Source organism: Bacillus sp. XF8 (assembly GCF_017498755.1).
Classification (GTDB): domain Bacteria; phylum Bacillota; class Bacilli; order Bacillales; family Bacillaceae_G; genus Bacillus_A; species Bacillus_A bingmayongensis.
Genome location: NZ_JAGDQK010000017.1, coordinates 24,744 through 37,399 on the forward strand (window position 1 = coordinate 24,744; position 12,656 = coordinate 37,399).

Sequence of the window (12,656 nt, forward strand, 5' to 3'; positions counted from 1 at the left end):
GGTGCAAAAGAAAGATAACGTTGTCATCATTTTTTTGAAGGGATTTCGCAAATCCCTTCGCGGCAGTGTCCAACAGGAACAAGTTTTCTATTATTGGCGATATAGTCGTATACTTTATTTCCAAATCCAAGTAGCATAGATAACTTAATAAATGGAACCGCAATCCAATATGCTGGGATAAACTTTGCTAAAACATAAATGCTGCCAATTCCATCGTACCATTTGTCGTTTTGGAAAATATAAAGTCTTTGTTCCATCTTAGTTTGTAATGCTTCAGAAAGCTGATACTCTTCCACAACATCTTTATCACGAAAAGAAATAAACTTCACCGCACCTTTTTTATCAAGCTTCTTCGTACGCTCTGCAACTGCCGTGCACATCGGACACCAACTATCATAGAAAACGAGCATATGATTATTCTCCTTTACGAGACTCCGTCATTTGTTTCCAAACAGATCCTTTCGCTTCTTCTCCGCCCTCAATACGTTCTAATGCTAAACGAGCTTGCATTGCTACTTCGAACTCTGGATCATCTTGCGCTACGCGTAATGCTGGTATCGCACTTTCATCACCAAGTTCAAATAAGAACATCGCTGCACGCCAGCGCACTAATTTACTTGGATCTTTTAATGATTTAATCATGACAAACATCGCTGCTGGATCACCTACATCTGATAAGCAATCGCCTGCTGTACGGCGTACACTTACAGAACGATCTAATAAAGCTTTATATAGTAACGGTAATACTTCCTCACCTTTTACCATACCTAAGTACGCTGTTGCTAATCGGCGAATGGATACTTTCTCATCCTCTAACGCTTTTTTCAATACAGGAATGTCTTCTTCAGTAGGGTCCATTTGCTCAAGTGCTGCGTAACGGTTTTTCCAATCAGAATCTGCCATCATCTCTTCTGTTACTTTATATGGTTCACGCTTTGTAATCGTTACTTCTGTAGCACCCGCTTGATCTAATAATTCTTTTACAGTCTTTTCAACACGATCTTCTGGATAAGCAGCTACAATTTCTTCAACAACTTCTTTTCCGATCTCTTCAAAATTGCCATAACGTGTACTTTGCTCCACCCATTTACGCTCTTTGACAACGTTAGGTGCTGACATTTGCACTTTCATAATCGCTTCTTTAAAACGGTCTGGTAAGCCAACTCGTTCTTCTGTTGTCCCATCTGTTAATTTCACCTGCATCGGAATTGTAAAGAACATTTGAATGAATACTTTCACTTCACCAAAATGTGAAAGTTGCTCCCTCTCATCTTCTTCTGTCACTTCTTCTCCAAACACAGCGCGAACTTGTTGTAAAAGTACTTTCCAGTCATACTTCGCATTTCGTTCAACTGCTAAAAAGTCCGCAACATGATATACCCCTTTAATACCTTCAATTTTTAAAATATGCTGCACTTGCTCTGGTGCCTGTTCTGCATTTTCATTTGTATAATTATTACGTGCTCCTGATGGTAACACTTCATTTAAAATAACTTTCATTGTATTTGGACTTGGCGTCGGTTCAATTGCTTTAATCTTCACGTAAATGTACTCTCCTTTATTGCTTGTTATTAGCTGTATTGTAACATGTTCTATTACTATACTCCTACTGAGACGCTTACTTTTTCTAATAACAATTGTAGTCTTAGTAGAATTCATGAATATCATGTAAGAACTGACTCTATAGATATATCTCTTTTGGTATGATGTTCTCCTCTCTTCTTCAAAAACGTAATCCTTTCTGTTTTATACATTCCTTTTACAATACTCTGACGCATTCCTAACAGATTTTCTCCAAGCAACGCATATATACATAAGCAGTTCCTTGCTTCATGTAATTGAGTCTAAATCATGTCAAAATACACAATTTTCCCGAAATGGTGTGGTGAATCCCATGCCCATCAAGCTAAGAAATCAAGTCACCCCCAAAACAAAAAATCTCACTTCTTATCTGAAAAAAGATAAGAAGTGAGATTTTTTTGGATACTACCAATAATGAGACGTTATGTTAATCACATATGAATATGGTATACAACTATTTAAAGCTATGTGTACATGGCTAACTTTATCCTAATCGGTCTCCTTTTTTTACATTTTGTTGAGGTTCTATAAGCACAACACCCTGTTCTGCATAGACCCCCATCACTAATACTTCTGAACTAAAATCAGCAACCCTCATTGGAGGGAAGTTTACTACGCCTAATACTTGTTTGCCAATAAGGTCAGATAAATCATAACAATCTGTTATTTGTGCGCTGTTCTTCTTAACCCCTATCTCATCGCTAAGGGTAAAAATTTCGCCTACTTCAATTTTCGCCATATTCATTCTCCTCCTGTCATACTCTAAAAAATAGAACGTTCAAACCAAACGCTTACTGGCATATATTTCCACAAAAAAACAAATTAATGCACAAAGAACAACAAATTCTTCCTGCTTCAGCGTAAGTATCCAACTAAAAGGGGCTCATTTGTGAATATGAATGAACATATTTTATATTAAATAATTGGATTAGAGAAAGTAATTTACATTATTACAAAATTTTAAAAAAATAATCCAAACAATTAAGGTTGATTTCTATTGATGGGAAGATGAATTTTAAGAATAAACCAATTGCCATTCAACTTCGCATTCATTTTTCCATTCATTTTTTCTATTAGCTTTTTAGATAGATAAAGGCCTAACCCACTTGCTTCAGTGTTCGTTCTACTGGTGACTTCTGTATAGAAACGCATAAATACTTTTTCTACGGCCACTTTACTATCTGGTTTGATATCATTTTTAACGCTTAAAATTAGATAGTTTTCTTCATTCCCGTAGCTGATTATCGCTTTACTTTTGGCATAACGAAGTATATTTTGAACAATATTTTGGATGACACGAATAAGCATTATTTTGTCAGCAATTATTTGTCGATCATTTATTTGTTCAGGAAATTGAATTTCAATTTTCTTTTCCTCGAGTTGTTCATAAGAGGACAAAAAGATTTCTTCAACTAAGGGAAAAAGAGAAATCGAAGATAATGCTATTTCTTTTTGGTTAGTTTCAATGCGTGCTAAGTCATAAAAGTGATCTGTCATCTCAATCAGACGTTTGACAGAGTGTTCGATAATCTGTAGATAGTGCACCTGCTTTGTTTCATCTGTGGCCGTATTTAAGAGTTGAACATAGCCGTTGATGGACGTGAGTGGTGTCCGTAAATCATGAGAGAGCCCAGCGATTGACAACTTCACATTTTCTTCCATCTGTTTTGCTTGGCGATTTTTTTCTTCAAATGCATCAATCATCTGATTCAATTCATCGACTAAATCCATCAATGCCTTCTCACGAAAATCAAGAAATAGCCTGCTGCCAAAACTGGAGTGAAGTAAATTATCAATCTCTCGTTCACTTACACCACCGTTTGCCGCTTGTACTTGTAGATTCTCTCGAGCCGTTAATTCAGGATAAAGTGCTGGCGTTTCAATGGATTGTCCCATTCTTCTTCTTGCATATTGCAATCCTTTCATGCCAGTTTCCCCAAACAGCTCGATGTTACCCTCGTCGATAGTGATTAATCCCATGATGGTGCGCATAAATGTCGATTTTCCTGCGCCATTCTCCCCGATTAATCCGTAAATCATACCTCGTTTAATTTCGATAGATACTTTATCAAGCGCTTTGTGTTTGCCATATATTTTTGAAACATTTGTTGCTTTAAGAATCGTTTCTGACATAAGTAATCATCCTTTCGATGTTGATAGGCTTAGAATAAGTGCTAGGAATAAATAATTAGACTAGAAAAGTATAAAAAAAGTGTAAAGAATTCATTACAAGTGGCTATTTCAACTTATAAACATGCCCCTGTATTAAAGGCTTTTTACGAGCAGAATGCTTCGATAAGAAACAAAAAAAGGACCGTTTGTGGTGTTAGCCCTGTCAAGTAGACAGCTATAAAAAAGACTAAGCAGCCATCAAGATTCGATATTCTATCGGAGCTCGGTGGTTGAGTCGTTTTTGGAATCGTTTATAGTTATAGAAGTAGATATATTCCTCAATTGCTTGTACTACTTCTTCTTCTGTTTTAAAATGGTGTAAATACAACATCTCCGATTTAAAATGGGAGAAAAATGACTCGATGCAGGCATTATCATGGCAGTTTCCTTTGCGAGAGTGGCTGCCGATGATACCCAAATCTGAAAGTCATTTGTTGTAGACATGAGATGTGTACTGGAACCCTTGATCTGAATGGAGAATGGTTCCACGCACATCTCTTTTTTGTACCAAATTTTCAAGCGTATCTAATACGAGTTCATTGTCATTGCGTCTAGAGATTTTCCAAGAAACAATTTCATTATTATAAATGTCTTGCACGACAGAAAGATAGCGAAATCCATCTTGGATTCGTAAATACGTAATATCTGTAACGAGCGCTTCATTTTGTTTTCGATTTTTAAATTCACGGTTTAAAACATTCGGAAAAGTATTCGAATAATTCCCTTTAAAGAAGCGTCGCTTCTTACGAATAATAGATTGAATGTTGAGCTCACTCATTAATCGATAAACCTTTTTATGATTTACAAAGAAACCTTCCTCCTGTAAAGCTATTTTCATACGTGGATAGCCGTATTGTTTGTACTTCAGGTGGATAGATTGTATCACTTTTTTTAATTGTTGATCCGCTTCTGATCGTACATTTTTAGCTGTTTTCGCACGGATCCATTTATAATAACCCGCTCGATGTACACCTGCGAATTTAGTAAGCCAAGTGATCGGATATTTCATTTTTAACGATTCAATGATACGATATCGCTCCTTGTGCCTCAGTGCACCTCCATTTACAGATTTGGATAACGCTTTTTTAAATATGCAACCTGTGCCTTATAGTAGTCTCTCTCTTCCTCCACACTGTTAAAATGGACACGTTTTCCTTTTAGTGGATTAGGAATACCTTGAGTTCCGCTATTTTTTCCACGAGTATCTGTAATATCACCCAATTCTTTATATTTTTTCACCCAATCCTTAAGTTGTGTAGAGCTCCTGATATTATATTGCTTAGCTATAGCTTGATAACTGCCTTCTCCATTTAAATAACTTTGAACAGCTGATAGTTTTAATCCATCTGAATACGTATTGAATGTTGTACCTTTTTTAACCACGAAAAATCCCCTCCAAGTAATAGTGTAACACCCATGTATGTACATGGTCTTTTTACACTGTCTACTTAAAGGGGATAATACCATTGTCGGTCCTTTTTTCTATTAATATGTTATCGATTTAAGAACCTTCAGCCTATCCTTTTTGCTTTGGTCTCAACCTGTCTTGTTAACTTAATAGGCATGGAGCTTTTCCGCATCTTCTATATTTATTATCTACGAATCTGTCCATTTCCACGAATCACATATTTTGTGGAAGTCAATGCAGGAAGCCCCATTGGTCCCCTTACGTGTAGCTTTTGCGTACTGATGCCAATTTCCGCACCGAAGCCGAATTCAAAACCATCAGTAAAGCGGGTCGATGCATTATGATAGAGCGCCGCGGCATCGACGGACGTGAAAAACTTGCTGACGTTTTCCTCATTCTCTGTAATAATCGCTTCGGAATGCATGGATCCATAAGTATTTATGTGATTAATCGCTTCTTCAACAGAGGAAACCATTTTGACTGCTAGCGTGAGAGATAAAAATTCTGTTCCCCAGTCTTCTTCTGAAGCAGGTACAATAGAAGAATCAATTGCCAATACTTTATTATCACCACGTAGCTCTACTCCTCTTTCCTTCAAGAAAGAAAATAGTTCGCTACCAAATCGCTGCGCCCACTTTTCATGAAGTATAATCGTTTCGATTGCATTACATACAGATGGACGCTGCTTTTTGGCATTTATGATAATATCAAATGCCATTTGTTTATCCGCTGTTTCATCAATGAAAATGTGACAATTTCCCGCACCTGTTTCCAATACAGGAACAGACGCTTCTCTCACTACAGTATCTATTAACTTCTTGCCACCTCTTGGGATAAGAACATCCAAGTACTCGTTTAATGTAAACAGCTGCTTTGCGCTATCTCGTGACGTATCTTCAATAAGCTGTACGCTTTCTGGAGACAAGCTTGTTTGTTTGAGCGCTCGGTGAATAACAGCAACGATGGCTTTGTTAGAAAAAGTAGCGGAAGAACTACCACGCAAGATCACTGCGTTTCCTGTTTTCAAGCAAATTGTGGCCGCATCTACCGTTACGTTTGGCCGCGCCTCGTAAATCATCCCGACAACACCTAGTGGCACGCGCATCTCCTGAATAGACAATCCATTCGGTCTTTCCCATGCGGTTACATATTCTCCAACAGGATCACGCAAATCAATCAGCTGCCGGATACCCTCTGTCATATCAATAATGCGCTGTTCATTCAGCATAAGGCGATCAAGGATAGAAGCAGAAAATCCTTTTGCCTTACCTTCTTCGATATCCCGTTTGTTCTCTTTTAAAATATAAGCTGTTTCTATTATCAATTGATCAGCAATCGCGGCAAGTGCCTCGTTTTTTTGATCTGTGGATTTGAGCACAAGTTCTCCAGCAATCTTCTTCGCTTTTTGTCCCTTTGCCAACACTTCATTCATTTTCATTTCCTCCTTTTAAAGATTAAAAAGTATAAAATTCGAGGCTTGTTTCACTCCGCCCACTTGGCACTACCATTTAAGCCTTTCCTGCCTAGATATTAGTTGTATTGATTGAAGAATTAGAGTCAGATTTATAACGGTGGCCTCTATGCTCTACACTTGGATGAGTCCACTCTATTCTTAAAACGAAACCCAATTATCTCTATGGATGACTTCATAGCTTTGCCTTTCGCCTCGCGTTTGAATATCATGGCTCTGCATACCTTTTAAATCCCTCAGTTCCTCTGCACTGTATCTGCACTGTCCTTTCCCTATCACGCGCCCTTGTTGCGTTACGACCTCCACGACTTCGCCCGCTTGGAAGAATCCTGACACACTAGTAACACCAGCTGGAAGAAGACTCTTTCCATGCTGAATGATAGCAGCGGCTGCCCCCGCATCTACTTCAATTTGTCCGCTAACAAGCGAATGTAGCGCAATCCATTGCTTGTTCATCTTAATCACTTTTTGAGGAGCATTACCGATATACGTTCCATCACCTTTCCCCTTCAAAACATCTAAAAACTTCTCCTGTCCACGTCCTGTTCCGATGAATACACTCACTCCGAGAGATAGTGCCGTCTTTGCAGCATCGATTTTCGATTTCATACCGCCGGTTCCAAGTTTTGAGCCGGCATCTCCAGCAAGAGAAGCGATTTCTTCCGTAACCTCAGGGAGAAAATAATATTTTTTCGCGTCCGCATTTTTCTGGGGATTTTGGTCATATAAACCGTTCACATCCGTAAAAATCATGAGCATATCCGCCAAGACAAGCCCGCTTACTAAAGCAGACAACATGTCATTATCACCAAATGTCAGCTCCTCTAAAGAAATAGAATCATTTTCATTGATTATAGGAAGAGCGGAACGATCTAGTAGCTCCCCTAAAGTGGCGTAGGCATTACTGTATTGTTCTTTTCTGGAGAAATCGCTTCTCGTCAGCAAGAGTTGCGCGGTAACGATCTTATATTTACGGAATTCTTCCGTATACGCCTGCATTAACAGACTTTGCCCAACAGCCGCGGCAGCCTGTTTTCCTTTTATTGTCACAGGTCGGCTTGGATATCCTAGAGCGGAAAAACCTGCAGCGACAGCCCCAGATGTTATCAGCAAAACTTCATGTCCTTCCTGTTTCAGCCGCGCCATAGCAGCAACGTGATCTGAAAACTGTTCCTCAGAGATGCCACCATGATTAGCTGCCAAAGAACTGCTTCCAATCTTCACAACAATTCGTTGTTTTTTCACTTTTGTACCTCCTAGTCTAAATTCAAAGTTTTTTGTAAATTCCGTTTCTATACATGTAGTTTGCAGCAATGTCTCTTCTCATCAATGCTGCCTATCTAGTAATAAAGAGCAAAATAACAATGACCGCTTCGCCCTTAATAAAAAGGACGAAACGGTCATTGTTCCGCGGTACCACCTTCATTGATATAAATATCCACTTGGTGCCTATAACGCAGGCGTACGCCTAAACTTTCATTTAAGACTCAGGGATAGGTTCGATACTTTCTATACGAGGAATCTTTCAGCCGGTGAATTCCACTCTCTTGCGCAAGAAGACATATTTACTAGTTCCCTTCAACGATTTCCAATTTAATTTTTATTCATTATGCAATATGGTGCATTTTTGTGTCAAGAAATATTTTGAAAAATTAATAGGGTGACAAGTTTTAAGTATGAAATTATGTACACACTGTATTAACATCACCATATCTAGAAAACGTTAATATAACAATACCTTATGCCTTATTCATAAATATAAAACCTTCTAAACATCTCTTAGCGAACAACAAAAAGAGCTATTCATGTCAAAGCATACAACTTCCCTTTTTCTTTATGCGATTGATAGGATGTGTTGCTCTTCTCCAACATGATTTTTAATGTTACCGAGTGGTATATAACACAAAATATTAAATTATAGTGCATGTACTTTTATAGTGTTGAATAAAATTGATTTCTTTATTTTTTGTATTGCAAAAAGTAATACACTCTCTTAAAATGTTTTTTTATATTGTATGGGATATTATTAAATTTTTTCAAAATAATAATTTCAAACCAATAAAATTGATTTTAAAAGGAGCAAGATCGAGTTATTATGGACAAACAAATTGGATTCATCGGGTGTGGAAACATGGGTATGGCTATGATTGGCGGGATGATAAACAAAAATATAGTGTCTTCAGATAAACTAATTTGTTCAGATTTAAACGTCATTAATCTAAAAAATGCTAGTGAAAAATATGATATAACTACAACTACTGACAACAATGAAGTAGCTAAAAATGCTGATATTTTAATTTTATCAATCAAGCCAGACTTATACTCATCAGTAATTAACGAAATAAAAGAGCAGATAAAAAACGATGTAATAGTCGTAACTATTGCTGCGGGAAAAAGCATTAAGAGTACTGAGGATGCTTTCGGTAAAAAGTTAAAGGTTGTAAGAGTAATGCCTAATACACCTGCTCTTGTTGGAGAAGGAATGTCTGCGTTATGTTCTAATGAAATGGTTACAGAAAAAGATTTAGAAGATATACTAAATATATTTAATAGTTTTGGTCAAACAGAAATTGTAAATGAAAAATTAATGGATGTTGTAACATCTGTAAGCGGCTCTTCTCCAGCATATGTATATATGTTTATAGAAGCCATGGCAGATGCTGCTGTACTAGAAGGTATGCCAAGAAATCAAGCATATAAATTCGCAGCCCAAGCTGTATTAGGTTCTGCAAAAATGGTACTGGAAACAGGAATACATCCAGGCGAATTGAAAGATATGGTTTGTTCTCCAGGTGGAACGACAATAGAGGCTATAGCAACACTAGAGGAAAAAGGTTTAAGAACAGCTATCATTTCAGCTATGAAACGTTGTACTCAAAAGTCAGTTGAATTATCCAGTCTAACTAAAGATTAAAACAAAGTTTAAAGGAGACCGATAAAGATGTTGTTAGCTAAGTACACATATCTAAGAACAGTTCTAAACCATGTTCACATTTAATTTACATGATGTCTCATTACCAATAGCAACCCAAACGGACAATTTCATACCTACTTGATTTTGTCCGTTCTACCTTTTAATTATTCCAAAATAATTTTATGCATTTCTATTTTCATGCCTCTTTTGAGCTTCTAGTCTTACACCCTCCCTATTTTCTGTAGCACATCCTGTATAATTACCTTCACAAAAAATAAATTCATGTTTAACATTGTAAATTGCAAAAAAGGGTCTGTTGCAAAGATTCTCAAACGTCGTTAAACTTTAGAAAAAAAGTCATGAGGAGAATACTACGTAGGATATTTTAATGGAAAACAATTCAAATAGGATATTATTTTTGTTATTATTGGTTTGATAACCGAAAATTAAAACTCTACAAACAAGAAAGGTTGGCAATTTACCAACCTTTCTTGTTTACTATCAATCAATTTAAAAAAAGAAAAATTTTGGTTTAGGGGTAATCTAAAATATTAGCTTGATGGTGCTGGGGTACACCAATGTACTAACATAAAACCCACGCTAATACATTTTATAGAAGAGAAAACTTGATTTTCGTACGCTAATGGTTTTCTAAGCTATAAAAACGCACTAAACAGTTTGGGTCCCTTGGTATAAAAGGATTCCTGACGATATCCAACTTTTTATAATGAGATGTTATGTTAACCCCCTATGAATATGATATACAACCAAAATTACACAACATATCTCTTTTCCTGAATGTTACAATTAGGAAAAAGGGGGAAACTCAATGAATTTTCTCATACAAGGTTTTGATGCTATATTCAATATACTATATGCGTTTTTTTCAAAAGGAATTTGGATAGTCCTGTTCTTCTTTTTCTTGAATAAGTTGTACGAGAACCAAAGATTGGTGGCAATATCACGTGTGATTACTCCCGTTCTTCTCGGACTTTATCTCTTATACATTATTCTAAGACCACTATACCACTCTCTCTAATAGGATAGGTTTGCAATATATTTATGAAACTTATAAGCTTCTAGATATATTGACTTCCGATAATGCAAAGTATTAGCAAGGAGTTCTAAATATTGAATATTCCTTTTTTAGGTCTAATTCTACAAGTAATCTTTTTTCTATCAATGACGCTTTTCAGTTTTGTAAGAGTGTATTTTTTGGATAATTATTCTGTCTATCCAGTAGCTCTAGTTGATTTATTTATAGGATTAACAAGTTTTATCTGTGGTTTATACGGAGTAATAAAGAAAATAAAATCATTTCTCTCTTTATTCGTTATAATCTCAGGTCTATTCATTTGTTTCTTTTTTATTTTTGTTTATCTTTTACCTGAAGCGGGCACCCCTCCCGCTATTCCTTGGTTGTATTCTAAATAAAAGAAATCCTTTTAACTTCTAATAACGATAATTATGTAAAAAGTAAAGCCGTCCTGATAGACGGTTTTTTTGTATTTTTTGCTTAGCGTGGGGTTTTTCCGAAATCCTGGCGGTACCCCATACCCATCAACTTAAGAATTTTTACTATCCCCATGTATAAAAAACGTTATTTTTTTCTAAACCAATTATATTTAGTTTTATAAAACTAAATTATTATAACATGTATAAAAATCCCTTCAAAAGTTAAAATGTACCCTATAGGATAGACACTAAAAAAGTCTCCCTATTGGTTTTTTTGTATATAATTAAGAAAAATATAAAGACTGGGGAAAATTATGAGTAAAAAGGTTTTTACAGAGAAAGAAATTAAGCGTATATTTATTGGCGAAAAAGAGAAAGGCAAGCTTCCAAGACAAATCTTTGAAGAATGTGGGTTTGATGTAGAAATCTTGGGAATGGATAGAATCAAGGCAGCGAGTAAAAGATGGCGAAAAGCTTACAATGAAAATGGGATTAGTGGCCTACGTGACACTAGATCTGGAAATTTAAAACGTTCTAGAGAAAGAGAAATGACTCTGGAGGAGAAGAACGCTCGCTTAGAAGCTCAAATTAACTTACTAAAGGCAGAAAACGAACTGTTAAAAAAGATTCGTTTGATAGAAAGGGGGCTAAAAAAGTAGTCCTCCCTTCTAGCCAAAAATATATCCTGATTCGCTCGGTGATAGAAATATATCAACTCAAACATATGGTGAAATACCTATGTGGAGTAGCTGGTGTCTCAAGAAGCGGTTATTATAACTATTTCTCTGTGAAATCACAGGAACAAAGACGTAAAAAAGATAAGAAGGATGAAGGAGTAAAAGAGCTCATCCTAAAAGCCTTCCATTTCAAGGGTTGCAAGAAAGGGGCTCGTCAAATCAAAATGACTTTGGCGGGTCAATTTCAGGTTGTCTACAATTTGAAGCGTATACGACGAATTGTGAAAGCTACAAAAGAACATCGAGTTGTGCCAAACATATTGAATCGTCAATTTAAGCAAGAAATCCCTGGTAAAGTTCTTCTAACAGATATCACATATTTATTTTATGGAAAAGGTCAGAAAGCCTACTTGTCGGTCATTAAAGATGGTTCGACTAGTGAAATTTTAGCCCATCATATATCAGAACGTATGACAGTAGAATTAGCTACAGATACTCTTCTAAAGTTAAAAAGGAACAAAAACTTCCAGAAAGCAAAAGATGCCTTGATTCACTCAGATCAAGGAATTCAGTATACGCACCCTAACTTTCAAAAAGTAGTTAAGAAACTAGGGTTACAACAATCCATGTCAAGAAGAGGAAACTGTTGGGATAACGCTCCCCAAGAATCTTTCTTTGGCAATCTTAAAGATGAAGCCTCTATTAAAGCATGTACAACTTTAGATGAATTAAAAAATGAAATTAAACAATATATGATTTACTACAATCACTACAGATACCAATGGAATTTAAAAAAGATAACCCCTGTGCAATACAGAGAGCATCTTCTTCGAGCTGCCTAGGCTTTTTTTAATGTCCTTTACAAAGAGTACAATTTAAGTACTGAAGGGATTTTTCATTCTTATAATCAATGTTATCAGATATTAGAGGTTATTACTTCTTACTGGCTTCGAAGTATGGCTCCAACCAAGGTTCATA

General features: G+C 36.3%; 8 protein-coding genes, 2 pseudogenes and 1 other annotated feature. Of the genes and pseudogenes, 3 read left to right on the plus strand and 7 right to left on the minus strand.

All coding sequences use genetic code 11. The annotated features are described in order from the left end of the window. Positions 1–26: 26 nt before the first annotated feature. The 7 genes and pseudogenes from J4P91_RS10995 to proB all read right to left on the minus strand — a co-directional run bounded on the left by J4P91_RS10995 (position 27) and on the right by proB (position 7,877). A complete protein-coding gene (locus J4P91_RS10995; RefSeq protein WP_207994175.1) occupies positions 27–410 on the minus strand; it encodes a thiol-disulfide oxidoreductase DCC family protein in 384 nt (127 codons plus the stop codon). Positions 411–414: 4 nt separating this feature from the next. After that, a complete protein-coding gene (locus tag J4P91_RS11000; protein WP_017149787.1) occupies positions 415–1,542 on the minus strand; it encodes a conserved virulence factor C family protein in 1,128 nt (375 codons plus the stop codon). A 523-nt stretch (positions 1,543–2,065) separates the two neighbouring features. Beyond that, entirely contained in the window at positions 2,066–2,320 is a 255-nt protein-coding gene (locus J4P91_RS11005; protein ID WP_017149788.1) for a hypothetical protein, read from the minus strand. Between the two features lie 242 nt (positions 2,321–2,562). Then, a complete protein-coding gene (locus J4P91_RS11010) occupies positions 2,563–3,714 on the minus strand; it encodes an ATP-binding cassette domain-containing protein (protein ID WP_207994176.1) in 1,152 nt (383 codons plus the stop codon). Positions 3,715–3,940: 226 nt separating this feature from the next. Further along, a pseudogene (locus J4P91_RS11015) lies at positions 3,941–5,136 on the minus strand (IS3 family transposase). A gap of 209 nt (positions 5,137–5,345) precedes the next feature. Continuing rightward, on the minus strand, positions 5,346–6,593 hold the full coding sequence (locus J4P91_RS11020) for a glutamate-5-semialdehyde dehydrogenase (RefSeq protein WP_017149795.1): 1,248 nt from the start codon (positions 6,591–6,593) through the stop codon (positions 5,346–5,348). A 180-nt stretch (positions 6,594–6,773) separates the two neighbouring features. Then, positions 6,774–7,877 carry a glutamate 5-kinase gene (gene proB / locus J4P91_RS11025; RefSeq protein WP_207994177.1) on the minus strand — a complete coding sequence of 368 codons (1,104 nt, stop codon included), beginning with the start codon at positions 7,875–7,877 and terminating at the stop codon, positions 6,774–6,776. Between the two features lie 139 nt (positions 7,878–8,016). Continuing rightward, positions 8,017–8,223 (minus strand) — a binding site (T-box leader). A gap of 504 nt (positions 8,224–8,727) precedes the next feature. Between proB and proC the strand changes: the two genes are divergently transcribed. The 3 genes and pseudogenes from proC (at position 8,728) to J4P91_RS11035 (ending at position 12,520) form a co-directional block, all read left to right on the plus strand. Further along, a complete protein-coding gene (proC, locus tag J4P91_RS11030) occupies positions 8,728–9,546 on the plus strand; it encodes a pyrroline-5-carboxylate reductase (RefSeq protein ID WP_207994178.1) in 819 nt (272 codons plus the stop codon). Between the two features lie 829 nt (positions 9,547–10,375). Then, a complete protein-coding gene (locus tag J4P91_RS29705; RefSeq protein ID WP_017149798.1) occupies positions 10,376–10,585 on the plus strand; it encodes a hypothetical protein in 210 nt (69 codons plus the stop codon). Positions 10,586–11,315: 730 nt separating this feature from the next. Then, positions 11,316–12,520, plus strand: a pseudogene (locus J4P91_RS11035) (IS3 family transposase). The last annotated feature ends 136 nt before the right edge of the window (positions 12,521–12,656 follow it).